Source organism: Pannonibacter sp. I15F10I1, from assembly GCF_900185665.1.
GTDB classification, from domain to species: domain Bacteria; phylum Pseudomonadota; class Alphaproteobacteria; order Rhizobiales; family Stappiaceae; genus Pannonibacter; species Pannonibacter indicus.
In genome coordinates, this window is record NZ_FYAN01000019.1 from 15,838 (window position 1) to 38,481 (window position 22,644).

Annotated in this window: 21 protein-coding genes and 1 riboswitch; of the genes, 9 read left to right on the top strand and 12 right to left on the bottom strand. The window is 63.8% G+C overall.

What is annotated here, in order from left to right:
• Positions 1-36 precede the first annotated feature (36 nt).
• On the top strand, positions 37-2,910 hold the full coding sequence (locus IF10I1_RS12430) for an EAL domain-containing protein (protein ID WP_371341221.1): 2,874 nt from the start codon (positions 37-39) through the stop codon (positions 2,908-2,910).
• A gap of 256 nt (positions 2,911-3,166) precedes the next feature.
• Here the strand turns inward: IF10I1_RS12430 and IF10I1_RS12435 are convergent, their stop codons facing one another.
• Genes IF10I1_RS12435 through ispH form a run of 4 tightly spaced genes read right to left on the bottom strand, consistent with a single transcriptional unit; the run spans position 3,167 to position 6,629 of the window.
• Positions 3,167-4,192 carry a diacylglycerol kinase family protein gene (locus IF10I1_RS12435; protein ID WP_186424523.1) on the bottom strand — a complete coding sequence of 342 codons (1,026 nt, stop codon included), beginning with the start codon at positions 4,190-4,192 and terminating at the stop codon, positions 3,167-3,169.
• Positions 4,189-4,665, bottom strand: coding sequence for a ribonuclease HI (gene rnhA, locus IF10I1_RS12440; protein ID WP_186393076.1), 477 nt, complete (start codon positions 4,663-4,665; stop codon positions 4,189-4,191). The genes IF10I1_RS12435 and rnhA overlap by 4 nt, the downstream gene beginning before the upstream one ends.
• A complete protein-coding gene (locus IF10I1_RS12445; RefSeq protein ID WP_186424524.1) occupies positions 4,662-5,627 on the bottom strand; it encodes a homoserine kinase in 966 nt (321 codons plus the stop codon). The genes rnhA and IF10I1_RS12445 overlap by 4 nt, the downstream gene beginning before the upstream one ends.
• Positions 5,628-5,633: 6 nt before the next feature.
• Complete coding sequence (gene ispH / locus IF10I1_RS12450; protein ID WP_058897807.1) at positions 5,634-6,629, bottom strand: 4-hydroxy-3-methylbut-2-enyl diphosphate reductase; 996 nt, start codon at positions 6,627-6,629, stop codon at positions 5,634-5,636.
• A 196-nt stretch (positions 6,630-6,825) separates the two neighbouring features.
• Here ispH and IF10I1_RS12455 point away from each other — a divergent pair, with 196 nt between their 5' ends.
• The 6 genes from IF10I1_RS12455 to gcvPB all read left to right on the top strand — a co-directional run bounded on the left by IF10I1_RS12455 (position 6,826) and on the right by gcvPB (position 12,958).
• Complete coding sequence (locus IF10I1_RS12455; RefSeq protein ID WP_123193669.1) at positions 6,826-7,464, top strand: hypothetical protein; 639 nt, start codon at positions 6,826-6,828, stop codon at positions 7,462-7,464.
• 181 nt (positions 7,465-7,645) lie between these two features.
• Positions 7,646-7,760: riboswitch (glycine riboswitch) on the top strand.
• A 169-nt stretch (positions 7,761-7,929) separates the two neighbouring features.
• Positions 7,930-9,096, top strand: coding sequence for a glycine cleavage system aminomethyltransferase GcvT (gcvT, locus tag IF10I1_RS12460; protein WP_186424525.1), 1,167 nt, complete (start codon positions 7,930-7,932; stop codon positions 9,094-9,096).
• 42 nt (positions 9,097-9,138) lie between these two features.
• Positions 9,139-9,510 carry a glycine cleavage system protein GcvH gene (gcvH, locus tag IF10I1_RS12465; RefSeq protein WP_186393080.1) on the top strand — a complete coding sequence of 124 codons (372 nt, stop codon included), beginning with the start codon at positions 9,139-9,141 and terminating at the stop codon, positions 9,508-9,510.
• Positions 9,511-9,513: 3 nt separating this feature from the next.
• Positions 9,514-10,017 carry an OsmC family protein gene (locus IF10I1_RS12470; RefSeq protein WP_050471953.1) on the top strand — a complete coding sequence of 168 codons (504 nt, stop codon included), beginning with the start codon at positions 9,514-9,516 and terminating at the stop codon, positions 10,015-10,017.
• 5 nt (positions 10,018-10,022) lie between these two features.
• Positions 10,023-11,369, top strand: a complete 1,347-nt coding sequence (gene gcvPA, locus IF10I1_RS12475; protein ID WP_186393081.1) for an aminomethyl-transferring glycine dehydrogenase subunit GcvPA — start codon at positions 10,023-10,025, stop codon at positions 11,367-11,369.
• Positions 11,366-12,958 carry an aminomethyl-transferring glycine dehydrogenase subunit GcvPB gene (gene gcvPB / locus IF10I1_RS12480; protein WP_186393082.1) on the top strand — a complete coding sequence of 531 codons (1,593 nt, stop codon included), beginning with the start codon at positions 11,366-11,368 and terminating at the stop codon, positions 12,956-12,958. The genes gcvPA and gcvPB overlap by 4 nt, the downstream gene beginning before the upstream one ends.
• Before the next feature lie 110 nt (positions 12,959-13,068).
• Here gcvPB and IF10I1_RS12485 read toward each other — a convergent pair whose 3' ends face one another.
• Both IF10I1_RS12485 and IF10I1_RS12490 read right to left on the bottom strand, forming a co-directional pair.
• Positions 13,069-13,356: a YciI family protein gene (locus IF10I1_RS12485; protein WP_050471950.1), complete on the bottom strand. Its 288-nt coding sequence runs from the start codon at positions 13,354-13,356 to the stop codon at positions 13,069-13,071.
• 3 nt (positions 13,357-13,359) lie between these two features.
• Positions 13,360-13,977, bottom strand: coding sequence for a TetR/AcrR family transcriptional regulator (locus IF10I1_RS12490; protein ID WP_186393083.1), 618 nt, complete (start codon positions 13,975-13,977; stop codon positions 13,360-13,362).
• Positions 13,978-14,403: 426 nt separating this feature from the next.
• On the opposite strand from IF10I1_RS12490, the gene tyrS reads away from it, so the two are divergent.
• Positions 14,404-15,669, top strand: coding sequence for a tyrosine--tRNA ligase (gene tyrS, locus IF10I1_RS12495; protein WP_050471948.1), 1,266 nt, complete (start codon positions 14,404-14,406; stop codon positions 15,667-15,669).
• A 150-nt stretch (positions 15,670-15,819) separates the two neighbouring features.
• On the opposite strand, the gene IF10I1_RS12500 is transcribed toward tyrS, so the two are convergent.
• The 6 genes from IF10I1_RS12500 to IF10I1_RS12525 form a co-directional block, all read right to left on the bottom strand.
• A complete protein-coding gene (locus IF10I1_RS12500; RefSeq protein ID WP_186393084.1) occupies positions 15,820-16,608 on the bottom strand; it encodes a hypothetical protein in 789 nt (262 codons plus the stop codon).
• A 292-nt stretch (positions 16,609-16,900) separates the two neighbouring features.
• On the bottom strand, positions 16,901-17,323 hold the full coding sequence (gene arsC / locus IF10I1_RS12505) for an arsenate reductase (glutaredoxin) (RefSeq protein ID WP_050471946.1): 423 nt from the start codon (positions 17,321-17,323) through the stop codon (positions 16,901-16,903).
• Between the two features lie 3 nt (positions 17,324-17,326).
• Positions 17,327-18,385, bottom strand: coding sequence for an ACR3 family arsenite efflux transporter (arsB, locus tag IF10I1_RS12510; protein WP_186393085.1), 1,059 nt, complete (start codon positions 18,383-18,385; stop codon positions 17,327-17,329).
• A 3-nt stretch (positions 18,386-18,388) separates the two neighbouring features.
• The gene (locus IF10I1_RS12515) at positions 18,389-18,916 is read right to left on the bottom strand and encodes an arsenate reductase ArsC (protein WP_186393086.1); all 528 of its coding nucleotides are present in this window, start codon (positions 18,914-18,916) and stop codon (positions 18,389-18,391) included.
• A gap of 10 nt (positions 18,917-18,926) precedes the next feature.
• A complete protein-coding gene (locus IF10I1_RS12520; protein WP_186393087.1) occupies positions 18,927-19,310 on the bottom strand; it encodes a helix-turn-helix transcriptional regulator in 384 nt (127 codons plus the stop codon).
• Between the two features lie 142 nt (positions 19,311-19,452).
• Positions 19,453-20,592 carry a site-specific DNA-methyltransferase gene (locus IF10I1_RS12525; RefSeq protein ID WP_050471942.1) on the bottom strand — a complete coding sequence of 380 codons (1,140 nt, stop codon included), beginning with the start codon at positions 20,590-20,592 and terminating at the stop codon, positions 19,453-19,455.
• 434 nt (positions 20,593-21,026) lie between these two features.
• Here IF10I1_RS12525 and IF10I1_RS12530 point away from each other — a divergent pair, with 434 nt between their 5' ends.
• A complete protein-coding gene (locus tag IF10I1_RS12530; protein ID WP_371328547.1) occupies positions 21,027-22,535 on the top strand; it encodes an AMP nucleosidase in 1,509 nt (502 codons plus the stop codon).
• Positions 22,536-22,644: the final 109 nt, after the last annotated feature.

Here is a 22,644-nt window from a genome sequence, read left to right on the forward strand (position 1 = left end):
GTTCGAGCCATGCTCGCCACTCCGCTTCAACTGCCGGTGACATTTCTCCGGTTCCTGGCTGCCGTACTGCTGCTGCTGACTGCGACCCTGTTCGCAGGCCGCGCCCTTGCGCTTGAGCCGATCCCGGTGCCGCTGGATGTGGAGGCGCTGGAACTCACCGGCGCAATCGATCTTTACCGCGATGCCGGACCGCGCCTGCAGGTTTCCACCGCGCCCGGTGCCGATGGCATTGTCCGGCGCATTGAGGTGGCCTCGCGCGACGGGCAGAATACAAACTGGGCGGTTTTCTCGCTGACCAACACCTCCGATGAGCAGGTCGACCGGCTCATCGTCGCGCCTTTCTATCAGCTGGCCGGGTCACGCATGATTTGGCCGGATCTGGGCACCTCCCGTGTGGCTTCGATCACGCCCAGCCAGGGCATTGCCCCGGAGCGGCAGAAAAGCCTTGAGGCCGATGTCTTCCTGATCACGCTCGACCCGGGCGCCATCGTCACCTATGTGGCCGAACTGCGCACGCCCGAGCTGCCGCAGATCCGCCTGTGGGAGCCCGATGCCTACAAGGAAACCGTCAACGCCTACACGCTGTACCGCGGCATCATTCTCGGCATTTCCGGTTTGCTGGCGCTGTTCCTGACCATTCTGTTCGTGGTCAAGGGTACGGTGATGTTCCCGGCAACGGCCTCGCTGGCCTGGGCGGTTCTGGCCTATCTGTGCATTGATTTCGGCTTCTGGAGCCGGGTGTTCAACCTCACGCAGGGCGAGGATCAGCTCTACCGGGCGAGCGCCGAAGTGATGCTGGCGGCCAGCCTCATCATCTTTCTCTATGCCTATCTCAACCTGAACCGCTGGCACATCCGCTACAGTCATCTGGCGCTGGGCACGCTCACCCTGCTGCTGGGGCTTCTCGGTGTCGCGGTTTGGGACCCCTCGATTGCGGCCGGCATCGCGCGCCTGTCGCTCGGCTTCATCGGCTTTGCCGGTTTTGCCACGATTCTGGTGCTGGCGCTTCAGGGCTATGACCGGGCGATCATGCTGATCCCCACCTGGTTCCTGCTGATCGTCTGGCTCATTGGCTCGGCGATGACCGTTCTGGGCGTGCTCAACAACGACATCGCCCAGCCGGCGCTGGGTGGCGGTCTGGTCCTGATCGTCCTGTTGATCGGCTTCACGGTGATGCAGCACGCCTTTGCGGGCGGTGCCATCGTCCAAGGCCTGATTTCGGATGTGGAGCGGCGCGCTCTGGCCCTCACCGGCGCAGGAGATATCATTTGGGACTGGGACATCGACCGTGACCGCATCTACACCGGCCACGAAGTCGAGGATCTGTTGAACCTTCGCCATGGCACGCTGGATGGCCCGGCGCGTGACTGGCTGGATGTGCTGCATCCGCAGGACCGCGACCGCTTCCGCGCCACGCTGGATGCAGTGGTGGATCAGCGGCGCGGAAAGGTGCAGCAGGATTTCCGCCTGCGTTCCGAGGATGGCCATTTCCGCTGGTTCCGCCTGCGTGCCCGCCCCATTCTGGGCTCGGATGCCGAAGTCATCCGCTGCGTTGGCACGCTGCTGGACATCACCGAGCAGAAGACCGCCGAAGAGCGGCTGCTGCATGACGCTGTGCATGATAACCTGACGGGCCTTGCCAACCGCGAACTCTTCATGGACCGGCTGGAGGCAGCTCTTGCCCGCTGCAAGGCGGACAGCAGCATCGCCAAGCCGACGGTGCTTCTGCTCAATCTCGACCGGTTCAAGCAGGTGAATGACGGCATCGGCCTGTCGGCAGGGGATTCGATCCTGCTGACCATCGCCCGCCGCCTCGACCGCATGCTGCAGCCGCAGGATTCCCTCGCCCGGCTCAGCGGCGACCAGTATGGCATGATCCTGCTGTCGGAGCAGGAGGCCGGACGCATTGCCCAGGTGGCCGACGCCTTTCGCAAGGCCGTGCGCGCGCCGGTGACCTATGGCGACCGCGAGGTCTTCCTCACCTGCTCCATCGGTTTTGCCCTGTTCGAAGGCGGGCGCCAGACGGCGGAAGAGCTGGTGACGGATGCGGAAATCGCGCTGAACCATGCCAAGCGCCTCGGCGGTGACCGCCAGGAGGTCTTCCGCCCGATCCTGCGCCCGCTGGGCCGCAATGTAATCGATCTGGAAGGCGACCTGCGCAAGGCGATCAAGGACGGCGAACTCGCCGTCCATTTCCAGCCCATCGTGCGCCTTTCGGATCAGTCCGTCGCCGGGTTCGAGGTTCTGTCCCGCTGGAAACACGCCAAGCGCGGGCCGATTGCTCCGAGCGAATTCATTCCGATTGCCGAGCAGTCCGGCCTCATCAACGAACTGGGCGTCTATGTGCTCGACAAGGGCGCGCGCCAGCTGGCCGAATGGCAGGACAAGATCCGCACGCCGGTGCCGTTGTTCCTCTCGGTCAACATCTCCTCCCGCCAGCTGCTGCGTCATGACCTCATCAACGAAGTGAAGGCCATCCTGTCGCGCTCGCGCATTGTTCCGGGCACGCTGAAGCTGGAGCTGACCGAATCCATGGTCATGTCCAACCCGGAATATGCGGCCAAAGTGCTGGAGCGCCTGCGCGGTCTGGGGGCAGGGCTGTCGCTGGATGATTTCGGCACGGGCTATTCCTCGCTGGCCTATCTGCAGCGCTTCCCCTTCGATACGATCAAGATCGACCAGTCCTTCGTGCGGCACAACGGCCAGTCGGCCCGACCGGTCATCCTGCGCTCCATCATCGCCCTCGGCCATGATCTGGGCATGTCCATCGTCGCGGAAGGGGCGGAAAGCGAGTCCGATGCGCTCGAGCTGTTCCAGCTCGGCTGTGAATATGCGCAGGGCTATTTCTTCGGCGAAGCCATGACCGCAGAAGAGGCCACCGCGTATCTGCGTGAGCACCACGAGGCTTGAGGCAGCAGAAACGGCCGTTTTTCGCGCCCGGGTGCAGGCAACGCTCCGATCTCTCCATCGTCATCCCGGACGCGCCCCGCGCGATCCGGGACCGGAGAGCCGGGGTGCAGCTTAATCACATGAAATCCAAAGCATAAGCCGTGACTCACCGGTCCCGGATCTCCGCTTCGCTGCGTCCGGGACGACGCCGGAGAGGTTTAACCTGGAGTTTGTGCTGAACTGGCTGGCCAAGCTCGGAACGCTCTTCCAGTAAACGTCACCCCACCAGCAGGGCCAGCGGACGGTTGCCGTCCGTCAGGGTCAGCGGCGTGACGCCGAAGGGATCGCCGTCGATCTGGGCGGGCACGGCGCGGCGGCTGGTGAGGGTGAGGCTGTTCACCGGCACCAGCGTGACACCCTTCGTCTTGTGCAGGCGGCCCGTCAGCAGCGCGAGGCCGAAGCGCAGGGCGGCAAGCGGCGTGTCCTTTTCCAGCGCCAGAAGATGCAGGCCGGGCCGTGTCACGCCGCCATCCGGGCAGATGACGAAAGGGCCGCCATAGTGGCGGGCCTTGGTGACGACGGCGAGGCGGCACGTGAGTGTCCGGCCAGCCTGTTCGCCGTTCTCCGGCTCATCGCCGATCCGCACGAAGAGGTCTTCCCCATGGCGCGAGAAGGCGATGTCGAGCGCGGTGAGCACATAGGCGAGCTTGCCGAGGCGGCGCTTCAGCGCCAGCGGCACCGCGTGAACGACTTCCGCATCAAACCCGGCAGAGGCCATCAGCACGAAGGGCCGGCCATTGGCGAGGCCGTAATGCAGCGGCACACTGCGCCGTTGCAGCATCATGCGCGCGATGCCTTCGGCGCTGCGCGGAAGCTTCAACTCGGCGGCCAGAACATTGGCGGTGCCGCAGGGAATGACCGCCAGTTCGGGAGCCGCCGCTGCTGTGTTCTGCTGAAAGCCGCGGATCGCTTCATTGACCGATCCATCGCCGCCGGCCACCGCCAGAATGCCGGTCCGCAGGGCCGGATCGGCACAGATCTCACCGATTTCTCCGGCCCGGCGCGTCAGGCGGATGGTCACCGTGCAGCCCCTGGCTTCCAGCCTTGCGGCAATGTCCTGCAGAAGGCGCGGGCGGTAGCCGCCGGAAGCCGGATTGGCGAGGATCAACACGCTGCGGGCAAGGGAGGCGGCATTGTCATGCGCGCCGGATCCGCCTTCCTGGGAATGAGCGGCGGCCCGAGCCTCTTCCGGCCCGGAGCTGTCATCTCCCGCCATGAAATCTGCCTTGCGCAGGGGCTTCATCCGTTGCTGTCTCCAGCTGCCTTGCGGCCTTTCTGATAGGGCTTCATGCCGAGCCGGGCCAGTTCGTCGGCCCGTTCATTCTCCGGGTGTCCGGCGTGACCTTTCACCCAGTGCCAGGAAATCTGATGCTGGCGCTGCGCGGCGTCGAGAGCCTGCCACAGGTCGGCATTCTTCACCGGCTTCTTGTCCGCGGTGCGCCAGTCGTTGCGCTTCCAGTTGAACATCCACTTGGTGATGCCATCACGCACATAAACGCTGTCGGTGTAAAGATCGACGGCGCAGGGGCGCTTGAGGGCGCTCAAGGCCTCGATGGCCGCCGTCAGCTCCATGCGGTTGTTGGTGGTGTCCGCCTCGCCGCCGTTCAGCTCCTTCTCGTGCGGGCCGAAACGCAGGATCGCGCCCCAGCCGCCCGGCCCCGGATTTCCCGAGCAGGCACCGTCCGTGTAGATGACGACCTTCGCGTCCTCGCTCATGCGTCCAGTCCGTAATCATGAGCGGAGACAGCGCCCCGGTGGAAGCGCAGCTTGCGCAGATATTCGGTGGGGTCCTTAGGCGTCACCAGCGCGCCGGGGGGGACGTTGAGCCAGTCATAAAGGCGCGTCAGCAGGAAGCGGATGGAGGCGCCGCGTGCCAGCAGGGGCAGGGCAGCGAACTCTTGCTGTGTGAAGGGGCGGATCTTGCGGTAGCCATTGAGGAAGGCGCGCGCCTTGGTGACGTTGAAGGCGCCATCTGCCTCGAAGCACCAGGCGTTGATGCAGATGACCGCGTCATAGGCAAAGCTGTCGGTGCAGGCGAAGTAGAAGTCGATCAGGCCGGACAGTTCGCTGCCAAGGAAGAACACGTTGTCGGGGAAGAGATCCGCATGGATCACGCCGCCCGGCAGATCCTTCGGCCAGTTGGCTTCCAGATAGTCGAGTTCGCCGGCAAGCTCTTCGGCAAGGCCGGGCACCACCGTATCGGCGCGCTCCGCCGAGCGGTTGAAGAGGGGGCGCCAGCCGCTGACATCCAGCGCATTGTGCCGCGTCATCGGGAAGTCGGCACCGGCCAGATGCAGCCGGGCAAGCGCTTCGCCAAGGGCGGCGCAATGCTCGAGGCGCGGGCGGCGCACCCACATGCCTTCCAGGAATGTGACCATGGCAGCGGGGCGGCCCGACAGCGTGCCAAGCATGGTGCCGTCTTCGGCCACCAGCGGCTGCGGGCAGTTGATGCCCTTCTTCGCCAGATGCTGCATCAGGTTGAGGAAGAAGGGCAGATCGTCCGGGTTCACCCGCTTTTCATAGAGGGTGAGGATGAAATTGGCCTGATCCGTGCGCACCAGAAAGTTGGAGTTCTCCACGCCCTCGGCAATGCCCTTGTAGGACAGGAGACGGCCAACGCCGTATCGGGCGACAAAGGCGGCAAGGTCTTCGTCGGCAACTTCGGTATAAACGGCCATTGGGGGCTACTCGGCTGCGCTGGGAACGTCTGCCATGGTGCGAAGTTCGCGCGGCAGGTTAAAGGCGATGGTTTCTTCCGCGGTGCGCACCTCGTTCACCGTCACGGTGAAGCGCTCTGCAAAGGCGGCGATGATTTCCTCGACCAGCGTTTCGGGCGCAGAGGCGCCTGCCGTCAGGCCGAGGCTGGAAATGCCCTCGAAATCGGTCCAGTCGATGTCCGAGGCCCGCTGCACCAGAACGGCCTTGCGGCATCCGGCACGCTCTGCCACTTCGCGCAGGCGCTGGGAGTTGGACGAGTTGGGCGCGCCCACCACGATCATCGCATCCACCTGCGGCGCCACCACCTTCACCGCATCCTGACGGTTGGTCGTGGCGTAGCAGATGTCTTCCTTGTGCGGGGCGACGATATCGGGGAAGCGCTGCTTCAGCACCTCGACAATGCCCTTGGTGTCGTCCACCGACAGGGTCGTCTGGGTGATGAAGGCAAGCTGACGGCCGGTGCGCGGCTGATAGTTGCGCGCATCCTCTTCCGTCTCGATCAGGAATACCGTGCCCTCCGGCAGCTGGCCCATGGTGCCGATCACTTCCGGGTGGCCGGCGTGGCCGATCAGCAGGATCTCACGGTCGCGCCGGTCGTGGATCTCGGCTTCCTTGTGCACCTTGGAGACGAGCGGGCAGGTGGCGTCGAGGAAGAACATGTTCCGCCCGCGCGCATCTTCCGGCACGGATTTCGGTACGCCATGGGCGGAAAAGATCACCGGGCGGTCGCGCTGGTCTGCCGGGATCTCGTCAAGCTCCTCGACGAAAACGGCGCCCTTGGCCTTCAGCCCGTCAACCACAAACCGGTTATGCACGATCTCGTGGCGCACATAGACCGGGCGGCCGAACTTCTCCAGCGCCAGTTCGACGATCTGGATGGCACGGTCCACCCCTGCGCAGAAGCCGCGCGGTGCACACAATTTCACGTCCAGCGCCGGAAGAGCGCCATGATTGCCGGTCATGTCAGGTCCTTGAGCGTGGCTCATGGGGGCAATAGAGTGATCACCCCATGGCCTGTCAAGGGGAAGCATGCGCATTGCTGCAGGGCAAGCCCTGCATTCTGCGCCGTGCATCCATAGAGGCAGGCTGCGTCTCGCCAAAACGGATATGGCCTGTTATAGACCGGCGAACAGGTTTCGAGTGAAGTGGAACTTCTGAATGCTGCAAGTCGAACGCATTTCCGCCCGTTCTGCCGCAGGCCGCGTGGCCACCTTTGCCGCGCTGGCGGGGCTCCTTTCCGGCTGCATGTCATTCGGCGGTGGTGATTCCGCTGATACGGGCGGTGCGCCGGCAGGCCCCAGCCTGACGCAGAAGATCGTCAGCGGCGGGCAGGGGCCGATCCAGGTGGACCCGCAGGCCTTCGAGAAGCAGCCTTATTGCCCGCCGATCGAGTTGCAGTCGGACACGTTCCTCATCACCAAATATGAGCGCGGCAAGGAGCATGACGCCCGCGCGCTGCTCTATCAGGCCAATCTTGAAGACTGGGCCCGCGAATGCCGCCGCGAAGGCGACCAGACCCGCATCAAGGTCGGCCTTGCCGGGCGCGTGACGCCGGGTCCTGCCTGGCCGGGCGGTGAAATCAAGCTGCCGGTGCGTGTTGCCATCATTCCGCAGGGCGTTTCGGATGCCGCCCCGGTGGTTTCTCAGCTTCTATCCGTGCCCGTGACGGCGGCGGCAGGGGCTCCGGCCATAACCTGGTCGCTGGTCGAAGACTCCTTCGTGGTGCCGCGTGATGCCTCGCTCAAGATCGTCTTCGGCTTTGACGAAGGCGCGCCGCAGCGGACGAAGCGCCGCTGAGGCATGTGCACATGTCCTTAACCCTTGCCGTCAAACGGGACGGGAATACCTATCCATCTCAGGATGGCGGATATTGACAAGGGCAGGACGGGAATAGACAATCACGCCGCTCATCTGGGTCGTGACAGGTGGGCGGAACGGCGGTGCTGGCATTTCATCGGGCAGGTGCCGCCGGTTCAAAAAGGCGACAGCGGGAGAGGCTGGAGAGGTGCCTTGCAGCAATGCGGGGGATCTGAGACAGCGCCGAAGGAGCAACCGCCCCGGAAACTCTCAGGCAAAAGGACCGCTTCGTTTTGACGCTCTGGAAAGCAGGCCTCGCATGCTGATGCGTGAGGTCTCACCGAAGGAGTAACCTTCCGGCTGCCTCCGTGCGCCGGGCGGGAAATCTCTCAGGTACTCGGACAGAGGGGGTGCGGATGGGCCGTTACAGGTCTGTCCTTGCGCCACTGACGACGAGGACCCTTGATGGCCACGACTGATTCTGCGGCCGCCCCTGAGGCGGACCTGAAGCGTACCCCCCTTCATGACCTGCATGTGGCGCTTGGCGCCCGCATGGTGCCTTTCGCGGGCTATGAGATGCCCGTGCAATATCCCGCCGGCATCCTGACCGAGCACCTTCACACCCGCGCCGCCGCCGGGCTCTTCGACGTGTCGCACATGGGCCAGGCCTGGCTCATTGGCCCGGACCATGCCACCACCGCCCGCGCGCTTGAGGCTCTTGTGCCCTCCAATATGGTGGAACTGGGCCGCGGCAAGCAGCGCTACACGGTTCTGCTCAACGCAGAAGGCGGCATCGTTGATGACCTGATGGTCACCCGCCCGGTGGCTGAGGAAGACGATGGCCGCCTGTTCCTGGTGGTCAATGCCTCGCGCAAGGATGTGGACTATCCGCTGATCGAAGCCGCGCTCCCCGAAGGTGTCCGCCTTGAAATTGTCGAGGACCGCGCGCTGATCGCCGTGCAGGGGCCGGAGGCTGTTGCCGCTGTTGCCCAGCACGCGCCGGAGGCGGCAGACCTTGCCTTCATGAGTGCGGCCTGGATGGACTTCGACGGCATCCGCTGCCACGTGTCGCGCTCCGGTTATACCGGCGAAGACGGGGTGGAAATGTCTGTTCCGGCAGAGGCTGCGGAAGCCGTCGTCAAGGCGCTGCTGGCGGATGAGCGGGTGAAGCCGATCGGTCTTGGCGCGCGCGACAGCCTGCGCCTTGAAGCCGGGCTCTGCCTTTATGGCCATGACCTTGACGAGACCACCTCGCCGGTCGAGGGCGACATCACCTTCATCCTGCAGAAGCGCCGCCGCGAGGAAGGCGGCTTCCCCGGCGCCACCCGTGTTCAGGGCGAACTCGCCGCAGGTCCGGCCCGCAAGCGCGTCGGCCTGAAGCTGGAAGGCCGTGCGCCAGCGCGCGAGGGCGCGGAAATCCGCGTGCCCGGCGGCAGCGAGGCCATCGGCACCGTCACCTCCGGCGGCTTTGCCCCGACCCTCGGCCAGCCCATCGCCATGGGCTATGTCGCCGCTGCCCATTCCGCCCCCGGCACGAAGCTCGCACTCATCGTGCGCGGCAAGGAGCTGGAAGCCACCGTCACCACGATGCCTTTCGTGGAGCACCGTTACGTGCGCGCCGCCAAGGCGTGAGCCGTTCAGAAACAGAAGATCATCCAGTCTGGAGACCAGAGAATGACGACCTATTACTCCAAGGATCATGAATGGGTTGCCGTGTCCGGTGGCGTTGCCACCGTCGGCATCACCACCTATGCCCAGAGCCAGCTTGGCGATGTGGTCTATGTGGAACTGCCGGACGTCGGCCGCAGCGTGTCGCGGGGCGATGACGCCGCCGTTGTGGAATCGGTGAAGGCCGCCAGCGAGGTCTATGCCCCGGTCAGCGGTGAGGTGACCGAGGTCAACAGCGTCCTGACGGACAGCCCGGCCATGGTGAACGAGGATCCGGAAGGGGCGGCCTGGTTCATGAAGCTGCGCATCTCCAACGAGGGCGAGCTGGCAGAGCTGATGGACGAGGCGGCCTACAAGGCCTACGTGGACACGCTCTGACCCATGCCCGGCCATCTCTACACCGCCGAAGTGATCTGGCGCCGCGAGGGCGAGTTCCGCAATGGACGCTACTCCCGCGGCCACACCTGGCGCTTTGACGGCGGTGTGGAGGTGCCAGCCTCTGCCTCGCCCACCGTCGTGCCGCTGCCCCATTCGGTGCCTGAAGCCGTGGACCCGGAAGAGGCCTTCGCTGCCGCCATCTCCTCCTGCCACATGATGACCTTCCTCGATTTCGCCCGCCGCGACGGGTTTCTGATCGAGGCCTATGAGGACCGGGCAGAGGCGGAAATGCACCGCATCGCGCCGGGGCGCATGGGCATCACCCGTGTCACCCTGCGCCCCGTGATGACCATCATCGCGGACAGCCAGCCAGACCCGGCCCGGCTCGCCGAACTGCACGAGAAGGCGCATGAAATGTGCTTCATTGCCAACTCGGTGAAATGTGAAATCGTCGTGGCGCCCGGTCCGGTGCGCCTCGTTGCTCCGCAACCGCATGAAGGGACGTAAACCCGATGCGTTATCTGCCGCTTTCCGACACTGACCGCGCCGACATGCTGGCGCGCGTCGGCGTGTCTTCGATTGATGACCTGTTTGCCGATATTCCGGAAGCCGCCCGCCTCAAGGGCCTCGTCGACCTGCCCAGGCGCAAGTCCGAGATCGAGGTGGAGCGCCACCTGAACCGCATGGCCGGCAAAAATGTCGCTGCCGGTTCCGTGCCCTTCTTTGTGGGTGCAGGCGCTTACCGCCATCACGTTCCGGCGACGGTGGATCACCTGATCCAGCGCTCCGAATTCCTCACCTCCTACACGCCCTATCAGCCGGAAATCACGCAAGGCACCCTGCAGTATCTGTTCGAGTTCCAGACGCAGGTCGCCCGCCTCACCGGCATGGAAGTGGCTAACGCCTCCATGTATGACGGCTCCACCGGCACCGGCGAAGCCGTGCTGATGGCCCACCGCGTCACCCGCCGCAACAAGGCGGTGCTCTCCGGTGGGCTGCATCCGCAGTACCGCGCCGTGGTGGAAGGTCTGTCGAACCTCTCCGGCGACAAGGTGGAAGCGCTGCCCGCCGATCCGATGGGCACCGAGGACATTCTGGCGGCCATCGACGGCGAGACGTCCTGTGTCGTCGTGCAGTCCCCGTCCTTCTACGGCCAGATCATCGACCTGAAGCCGATTGCCGAGAAGGCCCACGCCCATGGGGCGCTGCTGATCGCCGTCTTCACCGAGGTGGTTTCGCTGGGTCTGATCGAGCCGGCCGGTACGCAGGGCGCGGATATCGTCGTCGGCGAAGGCCAGTCCATCGGCAATGGCCTCACCTTTGGCGGCCCTTACGTTGGCCTCTTCGCCACCAAGCAGAAGTACATGCGCCAGATGCCGGGACGGCTTTGCGGCGAGACCGTGGATGCGGAAGGCAAGCGCGGCTTCGTGCTGACGCTCTCCACCCGCGAGCAGCACATCCGCCGCGAAAAGGCGACGTCGAACATCTGCACCAACTCCGGCCTCTGCGCGCTGGCCTTCACCATCCACCTGACGCTGCTGGGCGAGGCCGGGCTGACGCGCCTGGCCCGGATCAATCACGCCAATGCGGTGAAGCTGAAGAAGCTGCTGGCCGCCGTGCCGGGCGTCGAAGTGCTGAACAAGGCCTATTTCAACGAGTTCACCATCGCCCTGCCAAAGGTGGCCGATCAGGTTGTCGAGGCGCTCGCCGAACGGGGCATCCTCGCCGGTGTACCGGTGTCGCGGCTGGAGCCGCGCAACAAGGACCTTGCGAACCTTCTCGTTGTCGCCTCGACCGAAATCAACACCGATGAAGACCGCGCTGCCTTCGCAGCCGCGCTCAAGGAGGTGCTGGCATGAGCATGAACACTCAGGGACGCCCGACCGCTGCGGGCGACGCGGGCGCGGCATTCCGGCCCAAGACCTTCACCGGCAACCGTGCGCTCGACATGGAAGAGCCGCTGCTGTTCGAGATCGGCCGCCTCGATGTGACGGGCGTTGATCTGGATGAGCCGGAGGCTTTCGAGGCGGAGCTGGGCGCCCACGCCCGCACGGCGAAGATCGGCCTGCCGGGCCTCTCCGAGCCGGAGACGATGCGCCATTACGTGCGCCTGTCGCGCAACAATTACGCCATCGACAGCGGGCTTTATCCGCTCGGCTCCTGCACCATGAAGCACAACCCGCGCCTCAACGAGAAGATGGCGCGCGTGCCGGGCTTTGGCGACATTCACCCGCTGCAGCCGCTGTCGACCGTCAAGGGCGCCGTGGAACTCATCTCCGAGCTGGGTGACTGGCTGATGGAGCTGACCGGCACCACCGCCGTGGCCATGAGCCCGAAGGCGGGCGCCCATGGCGAGCAATGCGGCATGATGGCAATCAAGGCCGCGCATATCGCTGCGGGGCGTGATCCGAAGATCGTGCTGGTGCCGGAAAGCGCCCATGGCACCAACCCGGCCACCGCTGCGCTGCTCGGCTTCAAGGTCGTCGCCATCGACGCCAAGGACGACGGCACGGTTGATCTGGCCACGGTGAAGAAGGCGATTGCGGAGAATGACGGCAACATCGCCGCCATCATGCTGACCAACCCGAACACCTGCGGGCTGTTCGAGCGGGACATCATGGAGATTGCCGCCGCCATCCACGCCGCCAATGCCTATTTCTACTGCGACGGCGCCAACTTCAACGCCATCGTCGGCAAGGCGCGGCCGGGGGATCTGGGCATCGATGCGATGCACATCAACCTGCACAAGACCTTCTCCACCCCGCATGGCGGCGGCGGACCTGGCTCCGGCCCGGTGGTTCTGTCGAGCCGTCTTGCCCCGTTCGCGCCGCTGCCCTTCGTCCGCAAGTCGGAAGGCGGGCTGGAACTGGTGGAAACGGAAGCCGGCCTCAAGGATGGCGAGAAGCCGTTTGGCCGCATGACGGCCTTCCACGGCCAGATGGGCATGTTCGTCCGGGCGCTGACCTACATGCTGAGCCACGGCTCGGACGGGCTGCGTCTGGCGTCCGAAGATGCGGTGCTGAACGCGAACTATGTGCGCGTTGGCCTGCAGGACCTGATGAGCCTGCCCTTCGGCGAGCGCCCCTGCATGCACGAGGTGCTGTTCGATGACAGCTTCCTCAAGGACACGGGCGTCACCACTCTCGACTTCGCCAAGGCGATGATCGACGAGGGCTATCACCCGATGACCATGTATTTCCCGCTGGTTGTCCATGGGGCAATGCTGATCGAGCCGACCGAGTCCGAAAGCCGGGCTTCGCTCGACCTGTTCGTCGCCACGCTGCGGGATCTCGTGATGTCCGCCAAGCGCGGTGAGACGGAGCGCTTCACCGGCGCGCCGTATCTTGCCCCGCGCCGCCGCCTTGATGAAACCCGCGCTGCCCGCAGCCCGGTTCTCACCTGGAGCGAACCGGCCCCTGCCAGCGTCACCCCGGCTGCGGCGGAGTAAGCGGAAACGCAAAGCCCCCGGAGCCGGAAGGCTCCGGCCAGCGTCACTCCGGCTGCGGCGGAGTGAGCGGAAACGCAAAGCCCCCGGAGCCGGAAGGCTCCGGGCGGTATTCAGGCCTGCAGGAACGCAAGCCTTTCATCCAGCCGCGAAGGCTGGATCTCGTGAATCTCGGCGCTGACAATCTTCTCCCGGACAAAGGGATCTCCGGCGACACGTGCCTCCAGATCTGTCCGGCTGATCTGATGCGCGAGAACCATTCCGCCTTTTCCAGGAACAAGGCTGCCGGTCATCAGAAAGACCCCATCCTCGAAACCCTTGCGTATCCAGTCATTGTGGGCGGCCATGTGGGCCGGTGCGGCGCTCCGGTTGGGGCCGAATGCAAGAAACACGGCATACATCTTTCAGTCCTCTTTCTGCTGCTCAAGGGGGGAAAGGGGGGAGGTTGCTGGCGGCAGCGCCGCGATCTGCTGATCAAGCCAGAGCGACATGGCTTCCGCTTCCCGCCGGACGAATTCGGCATCCTTATAGGCGTTGGCGAGCGCGGCCACGCCCTGACTGCGCATGAGAAGATGCATGGCCAGGGCGTCTGACTGACCTGCAAAACCAAGAGCCTCGAATTGCTGCCTGAGCCAGGTGCGGAAGACCGTGAACAGCTCATTGGCCTGATCGAGTGCCGGATGGTTCAGCTTCGCCAGTTCTGCAGACAGGGTTCCGACCGGACAGCCGAAGGCCATGATCTTGCTCTGGTTGGTGATCAGTATCCCGATGAAGCAGCGGATCCTGTCCTCTGGCGGGAAGGCCTCCGCCCAGCCTTGCAGCAAGGCCTCCCGGTCTGCGATCCGCTTGGCGATGACGGCTTCCAGGATCTCGTTCTTCGTCTTGAAATGGTAATAGAAGTTCCCGCGCGAGATCTTCACCTCAGACGCGATGCTGGCAAAGGAGGCCGCCTCAAAGCCGCGCTCATAGAAAAGCTGGTCGGCTACGGCCGTTATGATTTCTCTGGTGGATCTGGAGCTCATCACATTCACGAATTAGGACATTTGACCTAATAATCATTAGGTCAAATGTCCTAATTCCGCAAGCTCCCATTCATTCCGCTTTTGGAAAGTACTTATATCATTGATTTAAAATTATAATTTTAAGGCCTGCGGCGTGGGCCGGCGCGGTGAGGCTCAACGGGAGAAGGCTCCATGCCGGGGCCGCCGGAATTCTGCTTTTCATGGCCGCTTGACAGACGGGATGGTTCCGGGGCATCTATCCTGCCATGATCAAGACCGCCGCCACCTTTGTGTATTTTTATTACGTCACCTCCATACCGGCGGCTGCGTAGGATCTTGCTCATTTGATCAAACCCGAAAAAGCCGCCGCGTCAGGCGGCTTTTTGGTTTTCAAAGGCTCTCCTGACAGGGGCAAACTCCCGAAGGAAGCCGCAAGTGACCCAGCATATGATCGAGGCCGGAAAACCGGCCAGCCCGCTCAAATCCGAAGCTCTGCAGGTGCTGTTCGAGCGCGGGCTCGTCAACCAGACCACGGAACTGGAGGCGCTGGATGCGCGCCTCGCGGAAGGGCCTGTCACGGTCTATGCCGGTTTTGATGCCACGGCCGCGAGCCTGCATGTCGGCCACCTGATGCCGCTGATGACCATGCGCTGGCTGCAGAAACTCGGCCACCGGCCCATCATCGTTCTGGGCGGCGGCACCAGCCAGGTGGGTGATCCCAGCTTCCGCAACGAGGCGCGTCCTATCCTCGAAAAGCAGCAGATTGCCGCCAACATCGCCGGTATCCGCCGCTCGGTGGAGACGCTGATCGACTTCTCCGGCGCAGAGGGCGCCCTGCTGGTGGACAATGCCGACTGGCTGACGGAAGTGAAGTTCCTCGAATTCCTGCGCGATTACGGCAGCCATTTCACCGTCAACCGCATGATGACCTTCGACAGCGTCAAGTCCCGGCTTGAGGCGCAGATGCCGCTGACCGTGCTGGAATTCTGCTACATGATGCTGCAGGCGGTGGATTTCCTGGAGCTCTCCCGCCGCCATGGCTGCAGCCTTCAGGTCGGCGGCTCGGACCAGTGGGGCAACATCATCAACGGCGTCGAGCTTGGCCGCCGCGACGGGCGCAAGCTGCATGGGTTGACCGTGCCGCTGGTGACCACGGCGAGCGGGGCCAAGATGGGCAAGACGGCGGCCGGTGCCGTGTGGCTGCATCCGGAGCATCTGTCGCCCTTCGGCTTCTGGCAGTTCTGGCGCAACACGGCAGATGCGGACGTGCCGCGCTTCCTGCGGCTTTTCACCGAGCTGCCCCTGAGCGAGGTGGAGCGCCTGTCCGATCTGCAAGGCGCCGAACTCAACGAGGTGAAGAAGCTGCTGGCCACCCACGTCACCGGCATCGTCCACGGTGCCGATGCCGCCCGCCATGCGCTGGAGCAGGGCGATGCGCTGTTCTCCGGTGACGAGATGAGCGCCGAGCCGACCCATACCCTGCCGCTCGCCATGCTGGCGCAGGATCTGGGCTTGCTGGAGCTGCTGGTCGCCACCGGCTTTGCCGCCTCCAACAGCGACGCCCGGCGTCTGGTTGAGGGCGGCGGCGTGCGCCTCAACGGCAATGTCGCCGACGATCCGCGCCGCCGCATTTCCAGCGGAGATCTGGGCGCCAACGACCGCCTCACCCTCGCCGCCGGCAAACGCCGCAAGGCGCTGGTGGCGTTTGGGTGAGGATATACCCACTCCCGATAAGCTTGACTCATCGGGAGTTGGTCAAGCCCGTGCGGCGCTTGAGCCGTTTCAAGGCGTGATGCGTCAGCATCTCAGCGCCTTGGCATTGGCGGCGAGGCGGCGGGCAACAGCCCGCCGCCTGCCAATCCGTCAGGAGAAGCTGCGGATCATTGTCATCAGGAAGGATTGCTGCTCCGCGCTGGAATCGAACATAGTGCGCGGGAAATACTGCACATTGCTGCGGATCGGGATCGACAGGCTGCGGCCGGTGGAGGGCAGGGGAATGGTCAGTTCCTGCTTGCTCTGGCCTGCTTGCAGCAGGGCGGTCATCAGCCCGGGGAAACGGCTCTCATAGAAGCTTGTGATTGACTGGGGCATGGCAACCGAATGCCCCCAGTGAGCGCCAGTGGTGGTGTTGATGTTTGCCAGATCCAGATCCAGCATGTTGAGGGGCTGATACTTATTATTTGTCGCGGTTGCGCTGCCACCGAAGAACAAACCCTGCAAGGGACCTGCGTTGATATAGACCGTGTTCTGTCCCGCCTGTATCGGATTGTTGGCCGCGTTGAATGTGTTGAGCTGCTGGGTGCTCATCTGATTTGCTTGCGAAGCCAGCAGGTTGGCATTGATCGTTGTCTTGTTGTTGCCAAGCTGGACCGAGTAGATCGTGTTGGCGGCAAGGTTCGCCTGAATCGTCAGGGCATCGTTCCACTGGCCTGCATACATGTAGACTTCGCGGCCCGCCTTCTCGGAGATAAGAAAGCCGTCCCGGTGCAAGGGGCGGTAACGGATGAAGTTCACGACATTGTCGATGAAGTAGAGGCTCGGAAACTGGCCGTCTTCGATGCTGTACTGACCGGCATTGTTGGCAAGGCGCAGGGTGCCAAGCAGGAAGTTGGCCGGAACGACGGGCCGGATCGGCGTGGGATTTGCAGGCATGTCAGTGGTCCTTTCGGCAGGAAGGCTTGGGGAAGGTGGCAAGCTGTCCTGGGGAAGGGCCGGCAGAAGCGAGGCCAGCATGGCCGCAGCCGCTTCCTCGGGAGAAAGAGGCTGTGTCTGCTGGCGGTTCTGCCTGAAAAAGCGGTAGGCCAAAGCGGCCAGCATCAAGTCCATCTGGGTCACCGTTCCGGGCAGGACATGCCCACACGTGCAAGGACGCCTGATGCTCATTCATGTGAAAAAGGCCCGGAGTGGGTTCTCCGGGCCTTGAAAGCTGCTTGCAGGAGCGCGCTCAGCTGATCCGCTTGCCGTCCGCGTCCAGAACCTTTTCGCCGTCTTCCTTGGTGAAGGCGCCCTTGTGGGTGTCCGGAAGGATCTCCAGCACCACTTCCGAGGGGCGGCAGAGGCGGGTGCCGAGCGGGGTGATGACGAAGGGGCGGTTGATGAGGATGGGCTCGCGCATCATCGCGTCGAGCAGTGCCGCATCATCGAGATCCGGATTGCCAAGGCCCATCTCCTCGAAGGGCGTGCCCTTCTCGCGCAGGGCACCGCGCACGGTGAGACCTGCGGCGGCGATCATCGCGGCCAGGTCCTCGCGGGCGGGCGGGGTCTTCAGATATTCGATGACCGTGGGCTCGATCCCGGCGTTGCGGATCATCTCCAGCGTGTTGCGCGAGGTGCCGCAGGCGGGGTTGTGATAGATCGTGGCATCCATGGTTCAGGCCTGTCCTTCTGTGATGCTGCGGGCAGAAACGGCGCGGGAGGCCTCGTACCAGCCCTTGCTGCGGTTGACGACGGCAACGAGCGCCAGCATCACCGGCACCTCGATGAGCACGCCGACAACGGTGGCGAGCGCTGCGCCGGAATTGAAGCCGAAGAGGCTGATGGCGGTGGCGACCGCCAGCTCGAAGAAGTTCGACGCGCCGATCAGGGCGGAAGGGCCTGCGATGCAATGGGCCTCACCGGTCACCCGGTTGAGGATATAGGCAAAGCCGAAGATGAACACGGTCTGCAGCAGGATCGGCACGGCCAGCAGGGCGATCACCAGCGGCTGGGCAAGGATCTGGCTGCCCTGGAAGGCGAAGAGCAGCACGACGGTCAGCAGCAGGGCGCCGATGGACAGCGGCTGGATCTGCTCCTGAAAGCGCGCCAGCGCCCGGCCATCACCTGTGCCCAGCACCTTGCGCAGCATCTGCGCGGCAATCACCGGCACGACGATGAACAGGGCAACCGAGATCAGCAGCGTATCCCAGGGCACGATGATGGAGGAGACGCCCAGCAGCAGCGCGACGATAGGGGCGAAAGCCAGCACCATCACAGCGTCGTTGAGGGCAACCTGCGTCAGGGTGAAAGGCGCATCGCCCCGGGTCAGGTTCGACCAGACGAAGACCATGGCCGTGCATGGCGCGGCCCCCAGGAGGATCAGCCCGGCGATGTAGCTGTCGATCTGGTCCTGCGGCAGCAGCGGGGCAAACAGCCAGCCGATGAAGATCCAGCCGAGCACCGCCATGGAGAAGGGCTTCACCGCCCAGTTCGAGAACAGCGTGATGCTCATGCCGCGCCAGTGCTGGCCGACCTGCCGGATGGCGGCAAAGTCGATCTTCATCAGCATGGGGATGATCATCAGCCAGATCAGCACGGCGACGGGCAGGTTGACCTTGGCGATTTCCAGCGTGCCGATCACCTCGAACACCTGCGGCAGCAGGTGGCCGAGGGCGATGCCGGCGATGATCGCCAGCCCCACCCACAGCGTCAGGTAGCGTTCAAACAGGGACATGGATCACTTCACCTTTTCAGCAAGGGTGGTGGCACCTTCAAGGGTACCGATGTCGGTAAGCTTCTTCTTCAGGGCCATGGCGTCGATGGAGGCCAGCGGCAGATTGAGGAAGGCGCTGATGCGGTTCTTGAGATAGCGGGCGGCCTGGCTGAAAGCCTGCTCCTTCTCGAACGCTGCGCCTTCAAAGGCGGCAGGATCCTCGATGCCCCAATGGGCTGTCATCGGCTGACCCGGCCACACGGGGCAGGCTTCGCCAGCGGCGTTGTCGCAGACCGTGAAGACGAAATCGAACTGCGGTGCGCCGGGCACGGCGAATTCGTCCCAGCTCTTGGAGCGGAACCCTTCTGCCGGATAACCAAGGGCATCCAGCGTCTTGAGGGCAAGCGGATGGACCGCGCCCTTCGGCTGGCTGCCCGCAGAATAGGCGCGGAACCGGCCGCCGCCTGTCGCGTTCAGGATGCCTTCGGCGAGGATGGAGCGGGCGGAATTGCCGGTGCAGAGGAACAGCACATTGTAGGTCTTCTCGGTCATGGCGGGCTCCTTATGGCATCCGGCTGTCAGGCAATGGGGCACAGGCCGGAGAACAGGTATCCGTGTAGCTTCTGGTCAGTTCGGCGATCAGCGGCTCGCACAGGCTGGCCTTGCCGCCGCAGCAATCTTTCAGGAGGTAGAGCATCATCTGCCTGAGCTGCTCGGGATTCGCGTGATAGACGATAGAGCGTCCTTGCCGCAGTCCTGTGACAAGTCCTGCTTGCGAAAGAACCGTCAGATGCGCGGAAAGCGTGTTCTGTGGCACGCCGAGGCGCTGGGCGAGGTCACCGGCGGCAATGCCATCGGGTTCTGCCTGCACGAGTGCGCGGAAGGCCTGAAGGCGGGTCGCCTGAGCAAGGGCTGCAAGGGCAGCGATGGTTTCTAGTTCATCCATATATCCAGAATTATGGATATATAAGGAGCGAGTCAATCCCCCTGCGCCGGGCTGGCGCACAAAAAAACACCCCCGGCCTCGGGGAGCCGGGGGTGTTCCGGGAATTCGCGGGGACGCGAATGTCCGGCCTTTCGCCTATGGATCAGGCGAAGAGGCGGGATCTGAGTTCCTTGCGCAGGTCATCCACCGGGTTGAAGCTGCCCCGGTCCTTCAGGTGCCAGAAGGTCCAGCCATTGCAGCTTTCCGCGCCCTGAACGAGCGCACCCACCTTGTGGATGGAGCCGGAGTGCTGGCCGCTGACCAGCGAACCGTCAGCGCGCACAATGGCCAGATGCTTGCCCTTCGGGCAGATGAGTTCGGTGCCCGGTTCCAGCAGGCCAGCTTCCAGCAGCGAGCCGAAGGGAATGCGCGGTTCGGCGCGCTTGCCCTTCTGCATGTCGAGGGACACGCCCTCGGCCGGCACGATGGCATTGATGCGGGCAGTGGCCGCATCGATGTAGCTCTGCTCGCGCTCGATGCCGATGTAGTTGCGGCCAAGGCGCTTGGCGACGGCGCCGGTGGTGCCGGTGCCGAAGAAGGGATCGAGCACCACATCGCCCGGACGGGACGAGGCCGTCAGCACCCGGTAGAGCAGGGACTCCGGCTTCTGGGTTGGATGAACCTTCTGCCCGTCCTCATCCTTCAGCCGTTCCGCACCCGTGCACAGCGGCAGGTGCCAGTCGGAGCGCATCTGCAGATCTTCGTTGAAGGTCTTCAGCGCATCGTAGTTGAACACCGGCTTGGAGGCCTTCGACTTCGACGCCCAGATGATCGTCTCATGGGCGTTGGTGAAGCGCTTGCCACGGAAATTCGGCATCGGGTTGGACTTGATCCAGACGATGTCGTTCTGGATCCAGAAGCCCAGATCCTGCAGGATCGCGCCGACGCGGAAGATGTTGTGATAGGAGCCGATGACATAGAGCGAGGCATCGTCCTTCATCACACGGTGCACGGCCAGCAGCCATGCGCGGGTGAAGGCATCATAGGCCTCGAAGCTCTCGAACTGGTCCCAGTGATCGTCGCAGGCATCCACCTTCGACTGATCGGGACGGTGAAGATCGCCGCCGAGCTGAAGATTGTAGGGCGGATCGGCAAACACCAGATCCACCGACTTCGAGGGCAGCTTGCTGAGGGCGGCAACGCAGTCGCCCTTCAGGATCGTGTTCAGCCAGGCCGGAGTGGCGGCATTGTCTTGGGTTTCAAGGGGTGTCACAGAGGACACCCCAGTACGCAGAACTTTCATTGCGACGCAGCACCTCACGCAATTTCGAGGCTCATGGTTACCGGATCTGGTAAATCGCGGGTTAAGGCGCGCTCTAATTTTTCTTTTTGATTTCAATGCTTTCTTTAGGTTTGTGAAACCCGTGCGGCAGGTTAACTTTTGGCCTTGGAAAAACTGGCGGAAATAGCGTGCTTTTCCGGCCGGCAGGGCCGGGAAGGGCCTGTCCGCATTAACCATGATCCCGGGCAGCGGAGGCGGAAAGAAAGCGGAGCCGGGGCCCTGATGTGTCCGGGCGGATTCACCATGCTGGCTCTGTCATGCCCCTGCAATGCGATCCCATCAAACTGCAAAATCATTCGCGCGATGAAAAATATTTCAAAAAATGACGTCTTTGGCTTGACGAAAGCGGGCCTCTGTTAGAGCCTGTCCGGTTAAGAACAATAAGGAGAACGCATTTGAAAAACCGGCCCTACCGAAATCCCCTCACGGATCCCCGCCCGTTCGTACTGGCGCCCGCTGCGCCGCTGGAACCCTTCACCGATGCGGCCGCCGCCGTCGCCCGGCTGATGGAGCTGTTCGAGCGCAACACCGCCTTCATCCGGGACGCTTTCCGCGATCTCGTGGCAGGGACGGCGCCCGAGGGCCGGGTGAGGGCCTATTATCCGCAGATCCGTCTGATCACGGAGAGCCATTCGCGCCTCGACAGCCGCCTGCCGTTCGGGTTTGTCTCCGGCCCCGGCATCCATGGCACCACGATCACCCGGCCGGATCTGTTCCAGCAGTATCTGACGCAGCAGATTGCCCTGCTGATCCGCAATCACGGGGTGCCGGTGCTGGTGGGGGACAGCACGACGCCAATTCCGCTGCACTTCGCCTTCTATGATGGCACCCATGTGGAAGGGGCAGGGGATCTGGCCGGAGAGCGGCCGCTGGCGGACATGTTCGACCTGCCGGACCTGACACTGATGGACGACGCCATCGCCAACGGCACCTATGAGCCGGTGGACGGCATCATGCCGCTGGCGCCTTTCACCGGTCCGCGCATCGACTATTCCCTGCACCGCCTGCAGCACTACACCGCGACGGCGGCAGAGCATTTCCAGAACTACGTGCTTTTTACGAACTACCAGTTCTACATCGACGAGTTCTGCCGCATGGCGGAAGCAGCCATTGCCGATCCGGAAAGCGGTTACACTGCCTTCGTCGAGCCCGGCAACCTGCTGACGCTGGCGGGGCAGAAAACCCCGTCGTCCGGCACGGCGCCGGCCAAGCTGCCGCAGATGCCGGCCTATCACCTGAAGCGGGCCGACAGTTCCGGCATCACCATGGTCAACATCGGCGTCGGCCCTTCCAACGCCAAGACCATCACCGACCATATCGCCGTGCTGCGGCCCCATGCCTGGCTGATGCTGGGCCACTGTGCGGGCCTGCGCAACAGCCAGACGCTGGGCGACTATGTGCTCGCGCACGGCTATGTGCGCGATGACCATGTGCTGGATCAGGACCTGCCGCTGTGGGTGCCGATCCCGCCTCTGGCCGAGGTGCAGGTGGCGCTGGAAAGCGCCGTTGCCGAGATCACCGGTTTCTCCGGCTATGAGTTGAAGAAGGTGATGCGCACCGGCACGGTGGCCTCCATCGACAACCGGAACTGGGAATTGTGGGACCAGCGCGGCCTCGTGCAGCGCTTCTCCCAGTCACGCGCCATCGCGCTGGACATGGAATCGGCCACCATCGCCGCCAACGGTTTCCGCTTCCGTGTGCCTTACGGCACGCTGCTCTGCGTCTCCGACAAGCCGCTTCACGGCGAGTTGAAGCTGCCGGGCATGGCGACCGATTTCTACAAGCGGCAGGTGGCCCAGCATCTGGAAATCGGCATGCGGGCCATGGAACTGCTGCGATCGATGCCGCCGGAACGCCTGCATTCGCGCAAGCTGCGCAGCTTTGCGGAGACGGCTTTCCAGTAAGGTCCGGATATGACGGCAGGCGGGCGCTGCCTGCCGTCTTTGCCCTGTAAAAAAGGGCAGGCACTCTTGCCACTGTCGGTCCGGCGTCACATTTGACCTGAGGCACTGG